The organism is Enterobacter cloacae complex sp. P13B, from assembly GCF_014895915.1.
In the GTDB taxonomy this organism is placed as follows: Bacteria; Pseudomonadota; Gammaproteobacteria; order Enterobacterales; family Enterobacteriaceae; genus Enterobacter; species Enterobacter bugandensis.
This window is the reverse complement of record NZ_JADBQN010000010.1, coordinates 249,902-268,199: the sequence shown is the minus strand read 5'-3', so window position 1 is coordinate 268,199 and position 18,298 is coordinate 249,902. Positions and strand designations below refer to the sequence as shown.

Annotated in this window: 17 protein-coding genes; 6 read left to right on the top strand and 11 right to left on the bottom strand. The window is 56.4% G+C overall.

Going from position 1 to position 18,298, the window contains the following annotated elements; genetic code table 11:
* Positions 1–41: 41 nt before the first annotated feature.
* Entirely contained in the window at positions 42–1,115 is a 1,074-nt protein-coding gene (locus tag IM273_RS06720) for an acyltransferase family protein (protein ID WP_193050264.1), read from the bottom strand.
* A gap of 256 nt (positions 1,116–1,371) precedes the next feature.
* On the opposite strand from IM273_RS06720, the gene lolC reads away from it, so the two are divergent.
* The 5 genes from lolC to cobB are packed head-to-tail and all read left to right on the top strand — an operon-like array spanning position 1,372 to position 6,311.
* On the top strand, positions 1,372–2,571 hold the full coding sequence (gene lolC / locus IM273_RS06715) for a lipoprotein-releasing ABC transporter permease subunit LolC (protein WP_028012739.1): 1,200 nt from the start codon (positions 1,372–1,374) through the stop codon (positions 2,569–2,571).
* Entirely contained in the window at positions 2,564–3,265 is a 702-nt protein-coding gene (lolD, locus tag IM273_RS06710; RefSeq protein WP_008500772.1) for a lipoprotein-releasing ABC transporter ATP-binding protein LolD, read from the top strand. Before lolC ends, lolD begins: the two co-directional genes overlap by 8 nt.
* The gene (gene lolE, locus IM273_RS06705; RefSeq protein ID WP_193050262.1) at positions 3,265–4,509 is read left to right on the top strand and encodes a lipoprotein-releasing ABC transporter permease subunit LolE; all 1,245 of its coding nucleotides are present in this window, start codon (positions 3,265–3,267) and stop codon (positions 4,507–4,509) included. The genes lolD and lolE overlap by 1 nt, the downstream gene beginning before the upstream one ends.
* 54 nt (positions 4,510–4,563) lie before the next feature.
* Positions 4,564–5,475: an N-acetylglucosamine kinase gene (gene nagK / locus IM273_RS06700; RefSeq protein ID WP_193050260.1), complete on the top strand. Its 912-nt coding sequence runs from the start codon at positions 4,564–4,566 to the stop codon at positions 5,473–5,475.
* Positions 5,476–5,489: 14 nt separating this feature from the next.
* Positions 5,490–6,311, top strand: a complete 822-nt coding sequence (gene cobB, locus IM273_RS06695) for a Sir2 family NAD+-dependent deacetylase (RefSeq protein ID WP_041910499.1) — start codon at positions 5,490–5,492, stop codon at positions 6,309–6,311.
* Between the two features lie 39 nt (positions 6,312–6,350).
* Here the strand turns inward: cobB and potD are convergent, their stop codons facing one another.
* The 4 genes from potD to potA are packed head-to-tail and all read right to left on the bottom strand — an operon-like array spanning position 6,351 to position 10,159.
* Positions 6,351–7,385: a spermidine/putrescine ABC transporter substrate-binding protein PotD gene (potD, locus tag IM273_RS06690; protein ID WP_193050258.1), complete on the bottom strand. Its 1,035-nt coding sequence runs from the start codon at positions 7,383–7,385 to the stop codon at positions 6,351–6,353.
* Entirely contained in the window at positions 7,382–8,173 is a 792-nt protein-coding gene (potC, locus tag IM273_RS06685; protein WP_028012744.1) for a spermidine/putrescine ABC transporter permease PotC, read from the bottom strand. The genes potD and potC overlap by 4 nt, the downstream gene beginning before the upstream one ends.
* Complete coding sequence (gene potB, locus IM273_RS06680; protein ID WP_041910497.1) at positions 8,170–9,027, bottom strand: spermidine/putrescine ABC transporter permease PotB; 858 nt, start codon at positions 9,025–9,027, stop codon at positions 8,170–8,172. Before potB ends, potC begins: the two co-directional genes overlap by 4 nt.
* Positions 9,011–10,159 carry a spermidine/putrescine ABC transporter ATP-binding protein PotA gene (potA, locus tag IM273_RS06675; protein ID WP_169804854.1) on the bottom strand — a complete coding sequence of 383 codons (1,149 nt, stop codon included), beginning with the start codon at positions 10,157–10,159 and terminating at the stop codon, positions 9,011–9,013. The genes potB and potA overlap by 17 nt, the downstream gene beginning before the upstream one ends.
* 237 nt (positions 10,160–10,396) lie before the next feature.
* Between potA and pepT the strand changes: the two genes are divergently transcribed.
* Positions 10,397–11,620: a peptidase T gene (gene pepT, locus IM273_RS06670; RefSeq protein WP_193050256.1), complete on the top strand. Its 1,224-nt coding sequence runs from the start codon at positions 10,397–10,399 to the stop codon at positions 11,618–11,620.
* Positions 11,621–11,662: 42 nt separating this feature from the next.
* On the opposite strand, the gene IM273_RS06665 is transcribed toward pepT, so the two are convergent.
* The 6 genes from IM273_RS06665 to mnmA form a co-directional block, all read right to left on the bottom strand.
* Complete coding sequence (locus tag IM273_RS06665) at positions 11,663–12,784, bottom strand: cupin domain-containing protein (protein ID WP_193050254.1); 1,122 nt, start codon at positions 12,782–12,784, stop codon at positions 11,663–11,665.
* A gap of 90 nt (positions 12,785–12,874) precedes the next feature.
* Positions 12,875–14,338 carry a two-component system sensor histidine kinase PhoQ gene (gene phoQ / locus IM273_RS06660; RefSeq protein ID WP_193050252.1) on the bottom strand — a complete coding sequence of 488 codons (1,464 nt, stop codon included), beginning with the start codon at positions 14,336–14,338 and terminating at the stop codon, positions 12,875–12,877.
* Positions 14,339–15,010 (bottom strand): two-component system response regulator PhoP, encoded by a 672-nt coding sequence (gene phoP, locus IM273_RS06655; RefSeq protein WP_025911763.1) that lies wholly within the window; start codon positions 15,008–15,010, stop codon positions 14,339–14,341.
* A gap of 123 nt (positions 15,011–15,133) precedes the next feature.
* The gene (gene purB / locus IM273_RS06650; protein WP_193050250.1) at positions 15,134–16,504 is read right to left on the bottom strand and encodes an adenylosuccinate lyase; all 1,371 of its coding nucleotides are present in this window, start codon (positions 16,502–16,504) and stop codon (positions 15,134–15,136) included.
* A gap of 19 nt (positions 16,505–16,523) precedes the next feature.
* Positions 16,524–17,153 carry a high frequency lysogenization protein HflD gene (hflD, locus tag IM273_RS06645; protein WP_013097081.1) on the bottom strand — a complete coding sequence of 210 codons (630 nt, stop codon included), beginning with the start codon at positions 17,151–17,153 and terminating at the stop codon, positions 16,524–16,526.
* Between the two features lie 26 nt (positions 17,154–17,179).
* Complete coding sequence (gene mnmA, locus IM273_RS06640; RefSeq protein WP_028012751.1) at positions 17,180–18,292, bottom strand: tRNA 2-thiouridine(34) synthase MnmA; 1,113 nt, start codon at positions 18,290–18,292, stop codon at positions 17,180–17,182.
* Between the last annotated feature and the right edge of the window lie 6 nt (positions 18,293–18,298).

Genomic DNA, 18,298 nt, shown 5'->3' with positions numbered 1-18,298 from the left:
CGGCAGGGCTAAACGCCCCCAAAACGGGGGCGGAGAGGGCGTTAGCGGGTGGCAGGTGACAGGCTCCGCGTAGACGGAGGAGAGAAGAAAAGGTCCCCGAACAGCGCGGTGGAAATTTTACGCACCCCAAGCCCGGCAAGGGTACAGATCAGCAGGCTGGCAAACGGGTAGATCAGAATTAAGCACAGCTCTGCCCATACCGGCCAGTAAGCGGCATTCATCTCGCCAATCAGGATCAGGCTGAAGGCCTCAATTAAGATGCGGTGGGTGGTATAGATCGCAATGGTGTTTGAGCCAATCACGTTCAGCAGGTTGTTGGGATGTACGGCATAACGCTGCTCAAGGCTGTAGAACAGCTTCATGATCAACACGATCGACAGCAGAGAAAGCAGGAGAGGAACGTTAGCAAACCACAGCACCACGGAGACGGCCGCGAAAGCGCCAGTAGCCAGCCAGGTGCGGCGCAGGTTGAAGCTTTTCATCCACGCCATCAGCTCGGCGCCATACCACGCCCCCAGGCTGTAGTAGATCATGTTGCGTACCACGCTGTTCATTCCCCACCACGGCAGCGGCAGGAAGTTGATCGCGATGCTCGCCAGCGCAAGCAGTCCGAGTACCGGCAGCTTCCAGCGGCTCAGCAGTTTACACAGCGTGAAGTAGACCACCAGAGCATACAGATACCACAGGCTGGTGCTGGCGGTGAGCATGCCTTTTATAAAGCCGGGGAGGGAATCGGCGTAGGCCGCGTTCGACGAGGTGGCAAGCTCGCGATCGGGCGCCAGCCAGGCGTTCAGGTGGGTCAGCGCCTGCCATTGCAGGATCCCCCACAGCGCCAGAACCCAGACAATACTCCAGATCCGCTTGTCGAGGCTGGTGCGCCAGTCTACCTCATCAATATAACGACGGATCAGATAGCCGGAGATAAAGAAGAAAACCGGCATCCGGAACGGGGCGAGATAGAGGTTAAAATAGACCCAGCATTTGGCGAGGAGACCGGAGAGCGGATGCTGTAGCCCGCTGAGATGAGGATAAAAGGTGATAACCGAGTGGTAAATCACCACCAGACAGATGCACAGCCCTTTTATCTGGTTTATCCATAATGCTTTTTGCTTCATTGTTCGCAACTACCTTATTGCCATAGACGAACGAGCAATTGTTGTTAAACGAAACCGTGATGTAATGGGTAACAGTCTGTATCAGGAGGTTTTTCGGAAAAGGTGGAGGTTGCGAGGCGCGGTTTCAGACATTAGTACCCTGATTTATCTGAATTTTTCGGAAAAATGATTACCAAAGCTTACGGTTTCAGTCATTTACCCTTAACGGATTCGCTTATATACTCGTGGGTCTGCTATCAGCAAACAGACGGACTTCATGTATCAACCTGTCGCACTCTTCATAGGCTTACGTTACATGCGTGGGCGCGCCGCGGACCGCTTCGGTCGCTTTGTCTCCTGGCTTTCGACTATTGGCATTACGCTCGGCGTGATGGCTCTGGTGACGGTGCTTTCCGTCATGAATGGCTTCGAGCGCGAGCTGCAAAACAACATCCTGGGGCTGATGCCGCAGGCCGTTCTCTCATCGAATAACGGTTCCGTTAACCCGCAACAGCTGCCGGAAAGCGCGGCGAAGTTACAGGGCGTCACGCGCGTTGCGCCCTTAACCACTGGCGATGTGGTGCTGCAAAGCGCCCGCAGCGTGGCGGTCGGCGTGATGCTGGGGATTGACCCGGCGCAAAAAGACCCGCTGACGCCGTTCCTGGTTAACGTGAAGCAAACCGATCTGGAAGCCGGAAAATACAACGTGATTCTGGGTGAGCAGCTTGCCGGGCAGCTTGGCGTCAACCGCGGCGATCAGCTGCGCGTGATGGTGCCGTCCGCCAGCCAGTTTACGCCAATGGGTCGCCTGCCGAGCCAGCGCCTGTTTAACGTGATTGGTACTTTTGCCGCCAACAGCGAAGTTGACGGCTATCAGATGCTGGTGAACATTCAGGATGCGTCACGCCTGATGCGCTACCCGGCGGGAAATATCACCGGCTGGCGCCTGTGGCTCGATCAGCCGCTGAAGGTCGATACCCTCAGCCAGCAAAAACTGCCGGACGGTACCAAATGGCAGGACTGGCGCGAGCGTAAAGGCGAGCTGTTCCAGGCCGTGCGCATGGAAAAAAACATGATGGGGCTGCTGCTGAGCCTGATCGTCGCCGTGGCTGCATTTAACATCATCACCTCGCTGGGCCTGATGGTGATGGAGAAGCAGGGCGAAGTCGCCATCCTGCAAACCCAGGGTTTGACGCCGCGCCAGATCATGGCGGTCTTTATGGTGCAGGGGGCCAGTGCAGGCATTATCGGCGCGCTGTTGGGCGCCGTGCTCGGCGCACTGCTTGCCAGCCAGCTTAATAATTTAATGCCGATCATCGGCGCGCTCCTTGACGGCGCGGCGCTGCCAGTGGCTATCGAGCCGCTGCAGGTGGTCGGAATTGCGCTGGCCGCGATGGCCATTGCGCTACTTTCTACGCTTTATCCTTCCTGGCGCGCTGCCGCCACTCAACCCGCTGAGGCTTTACGTTATGAATAAGATCCTGTTGCAATGCGACAACCTGTCCAAACGCTATCAGGAAGGCACTGTGCAGACTGACGTGCTGCACAATGTGAGCTTCAGCGTGGGCGAGGGCGAGATGATGGCGATTGTCGGCAGCTCCGGCTCGGGCAAAAGTACGCTGCTGCACCTGCTGGGCGGGCTGGACACGCCAACCAACGGCGACGTGATCTTCTCCGGTCAGCCGATGAGCAAAATGTCCTCTGCGGCGAAGGCCGAGCTGCGTAACCGCGAGCTGGGCTTTATCTACCAGTTCCACCACCTGCTGCCGGACTTTACGGCGCTGGAAAACGTGGCGATGCCGCTGCTGATTGGCAAAAAGAAACCGGCAGAAATTAACGCCCGCGCCAGCGATATGCTGAAAGCGGTAGGACTGGGCCACCGGGGAAATCACCGCCCGTCGGAGCTGTCCGGCGGCGAGCGCCAGCGCGTGGCGATTGCCCGCGCGCTGGTCAATAATCCGCGCCTGGTGCTGGCGGATGAACCGACCGGTAACCTGGACGCACGCAATGCGGACAGTATCTTCCAACTGCTGGGCGAGCTGAACGCCTCGCAGGGAACCGCGTTTCTGGTGGTGACTCACGACCTGCAGCTGGCAAAACGCATGGGTCGCCAGCTTGAGATGCGCGACGGCCATCTGAACGCGGAACTGACCCTGATGGGGGCAGAGTAATGGCGTCACCGTTATCGTTACTCATCGGGTTACGCTTTAGCCGCGGCCGCCGTCGCGGCGGTATGGTGTCGCTGATCTCCGTGATCTCCACCATCGGTATTGCGCTGGGCGTGGCGGTCCTGATTGTCGGCTTAAGCGCTATGAACGGCTTTGAGCGCGAGCTGAATAACCGCATTCTGGCGGTGGTGCCGCACGGGGAGATCGAGCCGGTTAACCAGCCGTGGGCCAACTGGAGCGATGCGCTCGCCAAAGTGGAAAAAGTGCCGGGCATTGCCGCGGCCGCGCCCTACATTAACTTTACCGGGCTGGTGGAGAGCGGGGTAAACCTGCGCGCCATTCAGGTGAAAGGGGTCAACCCGGCCCAGGAAGCGCGGCTCAGTGCGCTGCCGAAATATGTTCAGAACGGAGCGTGGGCGAACTTTAAGGCCGGCGAGCAGCAGATCATTATGGGTAAAGGCGTTGCCGATGCCCTGAAGGTGAAGCAGGGCGACTGGGTGTCAATCATGATCCCGAATGCCAGCGCCGATCACAAATTACAGCAGCCCAAGCGCGTGCGCCTGCACGTTACCGGTATTCTTCAGCTGAGCGGTCAGCTTGACCACAGCTTTGCGATGGTGCCGATGGAGGATGCACGCCAGTATCTCGACATGGGCGACAGCGTGACGGGCATTGCCATTAAGGTGAACGACGTCTTTAACGCCAACAAACTGGTGCGTGATGCCGGCAGCGTGACCAATAACTATGTCTACATCAAAAGCTGGATCGGCACTTACGGATATATGTACCGTGATATCCAGATGATCCGTGCGATCATGTATCTGGCGATGGTGCTGGTGATTGGCGTGGCGTGCTTTAATATCGTCTCGACGCTGGTAATGGCGGTTAAGGACAAGAGCGGCGACATCGCCGTGTTGCGTACCCTTGGGGCAAAAGACGGTCTTATTCGCGCCATCTTCGTCTGGTACGGTTTGCTGGCAGGGCTGTTCGGCAGCCTTTGCGGCGTGGTGATTGGCGTGGTGGTTTCTCTGCAGCTGACGCCGATTATCAACGGCATTGAAAAGCTTATTGGTCACCAGTTCCTGTCCGGTGACATCTATTTTATTGACTTCCTGCCGTCTGAACTGCACTGGCTGGACGTTTTTTATGTGCTGGTTACAGCACTTTTACTGAGTCTGCTGGCAAGCTGGTATCCGGCGCGTCGCGCAAGCCGAATTGATCCGGCGAGGGTATTAAGTGGCCAGTAATTACGTCATGGTGTAGCGGTCCTGAGGCCGCTATGTCAGAAAGAGGAATGCGTTATGTATTATGGATTTGATATTGGCGGCACCAAGATTGCGCTCGGCGTGTTTGATAAAGACCTCAAACTCCAGTGGGAAACCCGCGTTCCCACGCCGCGCGAAAGCTACGATGAATTTTTAACCGCCATTGCCGCGCTGGTAGCGCAGGCGGATGAACGATTTGGCGTGAAAGGCAGCGTCGGCATCGGTATTCCGGGGATGCCGGAAACCGATGATGGCACGCTGTATGCCACCAACGTGCCTGCCGCCAGCGGTAAACCGCTCCGCGCCGACCTCTCGGCCCTCCTAGAACGCGACGTGCGTTTAGATAACGATGCCAACTGCTTTGCCCTCTCTGAAGCCTGGGACGATGAATTCCGCCGCTATCCGCTGGTGATGGGGCTGATCCTCGGTACCGGCGTAGGCGGGGGGATTGTCATCAACGGCAAGCCGATTACCGGGCGCAGCTACATCACCGGGGAGTTTGGTCATATCCGTCTCCCGGTGGATGCGCTGGAGGTGGTAGGGCGTGATTTCCCGCTCACCCGCTGCGGCTGCGGCCAGCACGGCTGTATCGAGAACTCTCTCTCAGGACGCGGGTTTGCATGGCTTTACGAACACTTCTATCATCAGAAACTTGAGGCCCCTCAAATCATTACCCTGTGGGAGCAGGGGGATGCGCAGGCGCGTGAGCACGTCGAGCGCTATCTGGATCTGCTGGCGGTGTGCCTGGGAAATATTCTCACCATCGTCGACCCGGATCTGCTGGTGATCGGGGGAGGGCTGTCAAACTTTACTGCGATTACGGAACGGTTGTCCGGGCGTCTGCCCCGACATTTATTGCCGGTCGCCCGCGTGCCGCGCATTGAACGCGCGCGACACGGGGACGCGGGAGGCATGCGCGGAGCCGCATTCCTTCATCTCACCGATTAGTTTACGAGGTCTTTATGCTGTCGCGTCGCCAGGGTCGACTCAGCCGTTTTCGCAAAAACAAACGCCGCTTACGAGAGCGCTTGCGCCAGCGGATCTTTTTCAGAGACAGAATCATGCCAGAAGCGATGGATAAACCCAGAGTGGTGGTACTGACCGGGGCGGGGATCTCCGCCGAGTCAGGAATTCAAACCTTCCGTGCGGCAGACGGGCTGTGGGAAGAGCACCGCGTCGAGGACGTGGCGACGCCGGAAGGCTTTGCCCGCGATCCGGATCTCGTGCAGGCGTTTTACAACGCTCGCCGTCGGCAGCTTCAGCAGCCTGAGATTGCGCCGAACGCGGCGCATCTGGCGCTGGCGAAGCTGGAAGAGGCGCTCGGGGACCGCTTTCTGCTGGTGACGCAGAATATCGACAATCTGCACGAGCGGGCCGGTAACAAGAACATCATCCACATGCATGGCGAGCTGCTTAAAGTTCGCTGCGCCTGGAGCGGCCAGGTGCTGGACTGGAAAGAGGACGTGCTGCCAGAGGACAAGTGCCACTGCTGCCAGTTCCCGTCGCGCCTGCGTCCGCACGTGGTCTGGTTTGGCGAAATGCCGCTGGGGATGGATGAGATCTACAGCGCGCTGGCGATGGCGGACGTGTTTATCGCTATTGGCACATCAGGGCACGTTTACCCGGCGGCGGGGTTTGTTCACGAAGCGCGACTGCACGGGGCGCATACGGTGGAGCTCAATCTGGAGCCGAGCCAGGTGGGCAGCGAGTTTGAAGAGAAGCAATATGGCCTGGCGAGCGAGGTGGTGCCAGCGTTTGTAGATAAGCTTCTGAAGGGGCTGTAAGAGTAACGGGCGACGTTGCGTCGCCCGTTATGTATTGCATTAACGACCTGCTTTTAACTTCTGATAATACTCTTCGTAAAGGCGGCTCGCGTCGCCTACATCGTTCTGCCATTCTCCTTTGCTGATGGTTTCGGCATCCGGATAGAGTGACTTATCGTTAGCCACGTCAGGCTTCAGCAGCTTGCGGGCGGCCAGGTTTGGCGTCGGGTAGCCAATCGTCTCGGCTACCTGTTTCGCCACGTCCGGACGCAGCAGGAAATTAATCAGCTTCAGCGCACTGTCCACGTTCTTCGCGTTGGCCGGGATCGCGAGGCTATCCATCCAGAAGATCCCGCCTTCCTTCGGCCAGACCACCTCCAGCGGCGTCCCGGCCTGACGGGCAACATACGCAGAGCCGTTCCACACCATCCCCAGGTTTACTTCGCCTTCCATATACGGGTTTGCCGGGTTATCAGAGTTGAATGCCGCCACGTTAGGCATCAGCTTTTTCAGCTCGTTGTAAGCCGCGTCGATCTCTTTCGGATCGGTGGTGTTACCGGAATAGCCAAGCTTACGCAGCGCGATCTGGAACACTTCACGCGCGTCGTCGGTTAACAGCAGGCTGCCTTTGTATTCCGGTTTCCACAGATCGGCCCAGCCGGTGACCGTTTTCGGATCGATGGCCTCGCTGTTCACGCCAATCGCCGTCGCCCCCCAGATGTACGGAATGGAGTAGTCGTTATTCGGGTCGAACGGCTTGTTGAGCATCTCAGGATCGAGGTTTGAAAAATTAGTTAGCTTCGTTTTGTCGATCTTCTGGATCATGCCCTCTTTGCGCATTTTGTCGACAAAGTAGGTGGAAGGAACGACCAGATCGTAGGCGCCGTCCTTGTAGGTTTTGAGCTTGGCGTACATGGTTTCATTCGACTCGTAGGTCGAGTAGATCACCTTGATGCCCGTCTCCTTTGTGAACTGTTCCAGCAGGCCCGGCGGCACGTACTCGGTCCAGTTGTAGAAGTAAAGCGTTTTGCTGTCATCAGCGTGCGCGGCACCCATGCCAAGCACCAGCGCCGCAGCGGCGAGCATTTTTTTCATTTCATTGTCCCCTGAGATTTTGTTTTATCACGAGCCAGAACCTGGCTGGCGATCACCAGAACCAGCGAAAACAGCAGCAGAATGGTCGCCAGCGCGTTCACCTCCGGTGAGACGCCAACTTTTACCATCGAATAGATCTTCAACGGCAGAATTTCGTAGCTGGGCCCGGTCACGAAGGAGGAAACCACGACGTCATCCATCGACAGGGTAAAGCTGAGCAGCCATCCGGCGGCGACGGCAGGCATCGCCAGCGGCAGGATGATTTTGCGCAGGATGATCGTCTCGCTGGCACCCAGATCTTTCGCCGCTTCCAGCATGCGCACGTCGAACCCTTTCAGACGCGCGTAGACGGTGACCACCACAAACGGCAGGCAGAAGGTGATATGGGAAAACAGCAGCGACCAGAAGCCAAGCTGTACGCCCAGCAGCATAAACAGCACCAGCAGCGAAATCGCCATCACGATGTCCGGCGACATCATCACTACAAACAGCATGCCGCTGACGAACGGCTTGCCGCGAAAACGGTAGCGATACAGCGCTACGGCGGTCAGCGAGCCAATCAGCGTGGCAAAGGTGGCGGAGACGATCGCCATCGTCAGCGAGTGCTGTGCGGCCTGCAGCAGGCTGTCATTGTTCATCAGCAGGCTGTACCAGTTGGTGGTAAACCCCTGCCAGTTGATCCCGAACCGCGAGCTGTTAAACGAGTTCACGATCAAAATGATAATCGGGATATAAAGGTAAGCGTAAATGGCGGTCATAAAACCGCCGCGAAGCAGTCGACCGATCATTCGAGTTCCACCTTTTTATTCAGCAGGCGAGAAGCGCGCCAGTAGACCAGCAGCATCAGCCCCATCACCACCGTGAGCGTAATGCTGGTCGCGGAGCCGAACGGCCAGTCGCGGATGTTCAGGAACTGGCTCTTAATCACGTTGCCGATAAGCAGGTTTTTCGCCCCGCCCATCAGGTCAGAAACGTAGAACAGGCCCATCGCCGGGAGCATCACCAGCAGACAGCCCGCAATAATGCCGGGCATGGTCAGCGGAATGATAATGCGGATAAAGGTCTGCAGCTTGCTGGCCCCCAGATCTTTTGCCGCTTCCAGCAGCGGTTTATCGAGCTTCTCAATGCTGGAGTAGAGCGGCATCACCATAAACGGCAGCAGGATATAGACCAGGCCAATGATTACCGCACCTGGGGTAAACATGATGCGCACTGGCGTATCAATCACGCCCAGCCACAGCAGAAACGCGTTGAGGTAGCCTTTGGTGCTGAGGAAGATTTTCAGCCCGTAGATGCGAATCAGCGAGTTGGTCCAGAACGGCACAATCAGCAGAAACAGCAGCAGCGGGCGCACCTTTTGCGGCAGTCCCGCCAGGAACCATGCGAAAGGGTACCCCAGCAGCAGGCAGGCCACGGTGGCAATCAGCGCCATATTGAGCGAGTGCAACAGCACGTCGAAATAGAGCGGATCGAGCAGGCGCGCGTAGTTGTCCAGCGTAAAGACCAGCGAAACGAAGTTTGCATCGTCGCGGGTCAGGAAGCTGGTGGCGATGATCATCAGGTTGGGTAAAAAGACAAATAACACAAGCCAACCGACGATAGTGGCAATGACCACCTTCTGGAACTTACTTGTGTTCTTCATCAGCCAGCACAACCTCCCAGCTTTCTACCCAGTTGATAACCATTTTCTGGTCAAGAGAGTGGTCAAAGTCAGGATCGTCCTCGTTAAAGAATTCGCTGACCATCACCATTTTGCCGTTCTCCAGTTCCACAACGGACTCGAGGGTCATCCCTTTATAGTTACGTTCGCGAACGTAACCGATCAGACCTTCGACGTCGGCCGTGTCGTGGATCTCATCAACGCGGAGATCTTCCGGGCGCAGCAGGACATTGAGTTTTTGTCCTTTCTCGACGGCAAAGTTCACGGTGATAATGCAGTCGCGTCCCTCGACGTTCGCGCGAACGCGCTGTGCATCCAGACGCTCAATCACCGTGGCGTTGAAGATATTGATCTCGCCAATAAAGCTGGCGACAAACAGGTTTTTCGGCTCTTCGTAAATTTCACGCGGCGTACCGTCCTGCTCAATCTTACCGTCACGCATTACCACGATACGGTCTGACATGGTCAGCGCCTCTTCCTGATCGTGGGTGACAAAAACAAAGGTAATACCGAGCTTGCGCTGTAGCGCTTTCAGCTCGTTCTGCATCTGCTTGCGCAGCTTGTAATCCAGCGCGGAGAGGGATTCATCCAGCAGAAGCAGGCGCGGTTTATTGACGACCGCGCGGGCAATGGCCACGCGCTGCTGCTGACCGCCGGAGAGCTGGTGGGGCTTTCGCTGGGCAAACGTCTCCAGCTGAACCATGCGCAGGGCTTCGGTGACGCGCGGTTCGATCTCATTAGCCGGGGTTTTTTGCATCCGCAGGCCAAACGCCACGTTCTCAAACACGGTCATGTGCGGGAACAGGGCGTAGCTCTGAAAAACAGTATTGACGTGGCGATCTTCGGCAGGAACCTGGGTTATGTCCTGGTTCTCAAGATGGATGCGGCCATTATCAACGCTTTCCAGCCCGGCGATAAGGCGCAGTACGGTGGTTTTGCCGCAACCGGAAGGGCCAAGCAGCGTAAGAAACTCACCATCATTGATGGTCAGGTTGAGGTCGGAAATGACGTCTTTGCCATCAAAGCTTTTACGAATTCGTTCCAGTTGCACCAGCGGTGAACGAGAACGGGATTGTGTATTCAATTTTTGCGCTGTCCCATATAGACGCCTCAGGCAGCAGACTGAAGCGGGGTTTGTGTGTAACCACCTTGGTGACTCGTAATGAGGGCGGACATTCTACGGCAATCCCCCGTAATCGCCAATCCTTGTCACTGATTCATAAGCTACATTTATTAACGCATAAAGATATAAACGTAAAAAGTTCTCGTTTGCGGGATAAAAGTGACCTGACGCAATATTTGCGTTTTGATGCTTACTGATAATGTTGTCACAAAAAGTGAGGGTGACTGCATGGATAAATTACTTGAGCGTTTTTTACAGTATGTTTCGCTGGATACCCAATCTAAGCCGGGTGTCCGCCAGGTGCCAAGCACCGAAGGCCAGTGGAAGTTGTTAAACCTGCTTAAAGAGCAGCTTGAGGCCATGGGGCTGGTCAACGTCACGTTAAGCGAAAAAGGCACTGTGATGGGAACGCTGCCGGCGAATGTGCCGGGTGATATTCCGGCGATTGGCTTTATTTCTCATGTCGATACCTCACCTGATTTTAGCGGCAAACACGTGAACCCGCAGATCGTGGAAAACTACCGCGGCGGTGATATCGCGCTGGGGATTGGCGACGAAGTGCTCTCTCCGGTGATGTTCCCGGTGCTGCACCAGTTGCTCGGCCAGACGCTGATCACCACCGACGGCAAAACGCTGCTGGGGGCGGATGACAAGGCGGGCATCGCGGAAATCATGACGGCGCTGGCGGTGCTGAAAGGTAAAAACATCCCGCACGGGGACATCCGCGTTGCTTTTACCCCAGATGAAGAGGTAGGTAAGGGCGCGAAGCACTTCGACGTGGACGCTTTTAACGCGCAGTGGGCGTATACCGTCGACGGCGGTGGCGTGGGCGAGCTGGAGTATGAAAACTTCAACGCGGCGTCGGTGACCATAAAAATTGTCGGAAACAACGTTCACCCCGGGTCTGCCAAAGGGGTGATGGTGAACGCGCTGTCGCTGGCGTCGCGTATTCATGCGGAAGTCCCGGCGGAAGAGAGCCCTGAACAGACAGAGGGGTACGAGGGCTTTTATCACCTCACCAGCATCAAAGGCACCGTGGACAGCGCGCAGATGCACTACATCATCCGCGATTTTGACCGTAAAGCTTTTGAGGCGCGCAAGCGCAAAATGATGGAGATCGCCAAGAAGGTTGGGAAGGGATTGCATCCTGACTGCTATATTGAGCTGATCATTGAAGACAGCTATTACAATATGCGCGACAAGGTGATGGCCCATCCGCACATTCTGGATATCGCCCAGCAGGCGATGCGAGACTGCGATATTGAACCGGTCTTAAAACCGATTCGAGGCGGCACTGACGGCTCGCAGCTATCGTTTATGGGGCTACCGTGCCCGAACCTGTTTACCGGTGGCTATAACTATCACGGCAAGCATGAGTTTGTGACGCTGGAAGGGATGGAAAAGGCGGTGAAGGTGATTGTGCGGATAGCCGAGTTAACCGCGAAGCAGTAAGAAAAAGCCCGGTGGCGCAGCGCCACCGGGCATTGTCACAACTCAGTCCTCAAAGAACCAGTACCCGCTGTTGACCAGCGCGGCCAGCATCGCGAGGAAGGATGGGTCTTCCAGCGCGTCGCCAAAGGTTTCTGCAGTCAGTATCATGTGGCTGGCAATGGCTTCCAGTGCCGGGCGGTGCGGGGAGTCGAGCTTCTCACCGTTGACGAAGACCTCTTCACCAATGCGCAGCACGCGCAGTCCGCCCAAGCGCACCAGCTTGTCACCCTGCTGCAGCGCATCATAGATCTCATCTGCCTGATACGGCGGCTCCGGCGGTGCAACGTCCAGCTCGTGACGTGACTGGCTGATAAATTCGCCAAACCACTGCCTGAAATGTTCCGGCTCGTTGATCAGATCCAGCATCATGCCGCGCAGCTTATCCAGCTCTTCTGGCACGATGTCTGCCGGATGCTCGCGCTCAGGCACATCCGGATCGCTGTAGCGATAGCTTCCCAGCTCGCGCTGCAGGACGTAGTCGGCAAAGCCGCTGATCATCTCGCGGCCGCTCGGCGCGCGGAACCCGACAGAGTAGTTCAGCGAGTTCTCCAGGGAGTAACCTTCGTGAGGGAATCCTGGCGGAATGTAGAGAATATCGCCTGGCTCCAGCTCTTCGTCGATAATGCCTTCGAACGGATCCACCTGAAGCAGATCCGGGTGCGGGCAGTGCTGCTTCATCGGCACTTTTTCGCCCACGCGCCAGCGGCGGCGGCCCGTCCCCTGAATGATAAACACGTCGTACTGGTCCAGATGCGGACCCACGCCGCCGCCAGGTACGGAGAAGGAGATCATCAGATCGTCCATTCGCCAGTCGGGCAGGGCGCGGAACGGGCGCATTAGCGCGGCAGTCGGCTCGTGCCAGTGGTTAACCGCCTGCACCAGCAGCGACCAGTTGCTTTCGCCGAGATGATCGTAGCTTTCGAAAGGACCGTGGCTGACCTGCCATTTCCCGTCCTGGTGGCTGACCAGACGGCTGTCGACTTCGTTTTCCATGGCCAGACCGGCCAGCTCGTCAGGTGAGATAGGGTCGACAAAGTTGCTGAACCCGCGTTTCAGAACCACCGGGCGCTTTTGCCAGTAACGTTCAATAAACTCGGGCCAGTTAAGTGTTAAGTGATAATCCATATTTTTTTATCCGCAGGCTCTTACTGACTCGGATTATAACGGAAGCTCAGCCCCCCGGCTGCGAGATCCTCGCATTTTTCACATAACGGGTTAACTATCGTCCGATATGGGCTGCTGACGACCAAAAATCACTTCCATTCTGGCCCCGCCGAGCAAGCTTTCGCTGGTTTCGATTTTTCCGTCATACTGGTCGACAATCTCGCGGGCGACGGCTAAACCCACGCCCTGACCGGGGCGCAGCGTATCCGCTCGCTGACCGCGATCGAACACCACATCACGTTTATTAAGCGGGATCCCGGGGCCATCATCCTCAACGATAATGTGTAACTCGTTATCCGTCTGGCGCGCCGATACTTCAACAAACTCCAGGCAGTATTTACAGGCGTTATCCAGCAGGTTCCCCATCACTTCCATAAAGTCATTTTTTTCGCCTACAAAGCTAATTTCAGGCGAAATATCGAGGCTGATGTTCACCCCTTTACGCTGATACACCTTGTTAAGGGCGGACGTGAGATTATCCAGCAGCGGGGCCACCGGGTGCAGCTCGCGGCTCAGGAGCGCGCTGCCGGAACGCATGCTGGCGCGGTGCAGATAGTAGCCAATTTGCTGCGAGATTCGGCTGATTTGTTCCAGCATCACCGGCTCGGCATCGTCGACGCTCAGCCTTGAGCTGCGCATGGAACGCAGGGTGCTTTGCATTACTGCCAGCGGCGTTTTCAGGCTGTGGGTGAGGTCGGTCAGGGTCGTACGGTACTTATCATAGCGTTCACGCTCGCTTTTCAGCAGGCGATTGAGGTTACGCACCAGGCTGGTCAGCTCACGGGTGGTTTCCGGATTGAGCTTTTCACGATGATGTTCCTCAAGCTCGCGCACCTCTCGCGCCAGGGACTCAATAGGGCGCAAGCTCCACCACGCCGCCACCCAAAGCAGCGGGATCACCAGCAGCAGGTTTGCTGCCAGAACATAAACGAACCAGCCCCAGACCTTATAGGAACGTTTTAGCTCAACCGGAATGGTGTCGATCACCACAATGGTTAACTGCGGCATGTTCATGGTCGCCGGGTAGATATTGATCGCCACCGAGTGCGTCATTTCCGTCTCGGCATCGTCAGCCCGGATTTCATTGAGCTTTTGCTGCATCGAGCGATCTTCGCGAATCAGCGTGCTGGTGGTATTGAGATCGGCTTCTATCTCATGAAACCCGTTGGTTTTGAGCCACTCCGGACGAATGCTTTTCGCCAGCCACGGAATATCGCGTTGCGCCCAAAGCAACTTTCCCTTTTCATTGTAAATCAGGGCTAAAGTAGGACTCTGTTGATCAAGGTTCTCCGGCATTTCAACGGTGATGTGGTTGTCTTTCCATGTGGCCAGGGTATAAAACAGATTACTTTCGCCGCGTAACAGTCGAAAGGTCGTTTTATCGAAGCTGACGCTGTAGCCCACCAGGGCGACCAGACCGTAGGAGAGCGACAGCACCAGCACCACCGCGGCCGTTGCCAGTAAAAAACGAACCCGCAGCGAGAGGGGCAGAATGTGGCGCAAAATCCGTCTCATTTAGCGTAATTCGAACAGGTAGCCCTGGCCGCGGACGGTCGTAATCACGTCCTGCGGATACTGCGCCTGAATTTTCTTACGCAAACGGCCCATCAGCACGTCTATGGTGTGACTCTCGCGCAGCTCAGCGTCAGGGTAGAGCTGGAGCATTAAGGAGTCTTTGCTCACTACTTTTCCGCTGTTACGGATCAGCGTTTCCATAATGGTGTATTCGAACGCGGTGAGCTTGATCACTTCATCGTTAATCGAGAGCTCGCGACGGGAGAGATCCACCTGGAAAGGCGGAATGGAGATAACCTGTGAAGCCAGCCCGCTGTTGCGGCGTAACAGCGCCTGCATGCGCGCCGCCACTTCTTCAATGTGAAACGGTTTGGTGACGTAATCATCCGCACCGGCGCTGAGCACTTCAACTTTGTCCTGCCAGCCTTCGCGGGCGGTGAGAACCAGAACCGGCAGGGAAACGTCATGGCTGCGCCAGCGACGAATTAACGACAGGCCGTCTTCATCAGGCAGGCCTAAATCGACAATGGCGATGTCCGGCAGGTGTTCATTGAGATAATAATCGGCTTCTTTTGCATCTTCAGCATCATCCACCTGATGTCCCATCTCCTGAAGCTGAACCTTCAGGTGGTGGCGTAGCAATGCGTTATCCTCAACAACCAGTACGCGCATCATCTTTTCTCCCAGAATAAATAGTATGAATAGTTTAACGCTGATTATGTTGCTGTGGGGATAAACATTCAGTAAACCGGGGAAAAGCAACCCCCTTTCCGGGCGGAAAGGGGGGAAGGAACATTACTTCAGCTCATCAACCATGGTGATGGCGCGGCCAATGTAATTCGCCGGAGTCATGGCCTTCAGGCGGGTTTTCTCTTCTTCCGGCAGTGCCAGACCGTCGATAAACTGTTTCATGCCTTCGGCATCGACGCGTTTACCGCGTGTCAGCTCTTTCAGCTTCTCGTACGGTTTTTCGATACCGTAGCGGCGCATCACGGTCTGAATCGGCTCTGCCAATACTTCCCAGTTGTGATCCAGCTCGTCCAGAAGACGGTCACGGTTCACTTCGAGCTTGCTCACGCCCTTCAGGGTGGACTGATACGCGATCAGCGCGTAGCCAATGCCCACGCCCAGGTTACGCAGCACGGTGGAGTCGGTCAGGTCACGCTGCCAGCGGGATACCGGCAGCTTGCTCGCCATATGCTGCAGCACGGCATTCGCCAGGCCCAGGTTGCCTTCGGAGTTTTCGAAGTCGATTGGGTTCACTTTGTGCGGCATGGTGGAGGAGCCAATTTCCCCGGCGATGGTCTTCTGCTTGAAGTGGTTCAGCGCGATGTAGCCCCACACGTCGCGATCGAAGTCGATCAGGATGGTGTTGAAGCGCGCGATGCAGTCAAACAGCTCTGCAATGTAGTCGTGCGGCTCAATCTGGGTGGTGTACGGGTTCCACTGGATCCCCAGAGAGGTCACGAAATCTTCGCTGAACTGATGCCAGTCCACTTCCGGGTACGCGGCAATGTGGGCATTGTAGTTACCGACCGCGCCGTTGATTTTACCCAGAATTTCAACCTGCTCCAGCTGACGATACTGGCGCTCCATACGGTACGCCACGTTCGCCATCTCTTTACCCATCGTGGATGGGGTGGCTGGCTGGCCGTGAGTACGGGAAAGCAGCGGAATGTCACGGTATTCCACGGACAGCGCTTTCACCGCGTCGATGATTTTACGCCAGTAAGGCAGCACCACTTCTTTACGCGCGGTGGAGAGCATCAGCGCGTGAGACAGGTTATTGATATCTTCGGACGTACAGGCGAAGTGAATGAACTCGGATACCGCATGCAGGGCCGGGACGCTTTCCACTTTCTCTTTCAGGAAATACTCAACCGCTTTCACGTCGTGGTTGGTGGTGCGTTCAATGGTCTTAATGCGCGCGGCATCTTCTTCGCTAAACTCAGCAACGATTTTATCAAGGTAATCGTTTGCCTTTTCGTCAAAAGCAGGAACTTCCTTGATTGCTGCCTGGGCGGCCAGCTTCTGCAGCCAGCGTACTTCAACCTGAACACGGAACTTCAGCAAACCATATTCGCTGAAGATCCCGCGCAGCGCGCTGACTTTATCGCCGTAGCGTCCATCGACAGGGGATACGGCGGTCAGTGAGGATAATTCCATAATTCGCAACTCCGGGAGGTTAACAATGAGCAAGAATTTGTTTTGCCTGAGTGGTCAGGCGATTACGAGAAAACATTAGCTGCAGGCGGCCACCGCCAACCTGATGCCACAGCACGGCGGCGCGGATCCCAGCCAGCAGGGAAGCGCGAACCTTCGCCTGCACCTGCGGGCTTTGCAGTACGGCAGGGGATCCGGTGACCTGAATGCGCGGGCCCAGCGGGCTGATGACGTCAACGTAAATGCCCGCCATGGCGCTCAGCAGCGTTTCAGACTGCAGGTCAAAATGGTCGAGCTGACGCTGTAGCCCGGCGATGCGATCGCCCAGGGTATTGAGCGCGCCTTTCGCCGCGCTCAGCTTACGCTCAAGCACCATCAGGCTTAAGGTGTAGCGGGTCAGTTCCGCGTTTAACCCCTGACGGCTACTGGCGTTAAGCACGCCAAGCAGGGTTTCAAGACCGAGACGAAGATTGGTTTCGCTGCCGCCGAACACGCCCAGGGTTGAACCGGGGTTGAGGTCGATAACGCTGTTGAGCGAAACGTGCAGGGCATCAGCGTCACAGTGACCCTGATGCGCCAGCTGTTGCACCAGACGAGCAGACTGGCAAATTCCTGCCAGCGCCAGGGTGATGTCATAATAATTCTTCGCCACACGGTCTCCTTTATGTGTGCAATCGGTTAAACAGCGGGCAGCGGCAGGCGCTGTTCAATGATCCCGCCGCCCAGGCAGATTTCGCCGCTGTAGAAGACAGCAGACTGGCCCGGGGTAACGGCGGCGACCGGCTCGTCGAAACGGACGTCAATACGGTCGTCATCAAGCGCGGTGATGGTGCAAGGAATATCGGTCTGGCGGTAGCGCGTTTTCACCGTACAGCGCAGCGTGCCTTTCAGGGGCTCGCGATCGACCCAGTGCAACTGCTGTGCGATAAGGCCAACGGACATCAGACGCGGGTGGTCGTGACCCTGAGCCACCACCAGAATATTGTTTTCGACGTCTTTGTCGACCACGTACCACGGATCTTCGCTGCCTTCTTTCGTCCCACCAATACCCAGGCCTTTACGCTGGCCTAAGGTGTGGTACATCAGCCCCTGATGCTGACCAATCTCGTCGCCATCAACGGTGACAATTTTACCCGGCTGTGCAGGCAGGTAGCGGCCCAGGAAATCACGGAATTTGCGCTCGCCAATAAAGCAGATACCGGTGGAGTCTTTTTTCTTCGCGGTGATCAGGTCCAGCTCTTCGGCAATTTTACGCACTTCCGGCTTTTCCAGTTCGCCGACCGGGAACAGGCTTTGCGCAATCTGTTCATGGCTCAGCGTATAAAGGAAGTAGCTCTGGTCTTTATTGCCGTCGAGGCCGCGCAGCAGCTGGCTTTTGCCATTCACGTCCGCACGACGCACGTAGTGACCGGTCGCAATGTAGTCAGCGCCCAGATCTTCTGCGGCGAATTCCAGGAAAGCTTTAAATTTGATCTCTTTGTTGCACAGAATATCCGGGTTCGGGGTACGGCCCGCTTTGTACTCTTCCAGGAACAGTTCAAAGACGTTGTCCCAGTATTCTGCGGCAAAGTTAACGGTGTGCAGTTCAATGCCGAGCTTGTCGCATACGGCCTGCGCGTCGGCGAGATCCGCTGCGGCAGTGCAGTATTCCTCGCCATCGTCTTCCTCCCAGTTCTTCATGAACAGGCCCTCCACCTTATAGCCCTGTTGCTGCAACAGGTAGGCGGAAACGGAGGAATCGACACCGCCGGACATGCCGACGATCACTTTTTTCTGGCTGTTATCTGACATGGAATA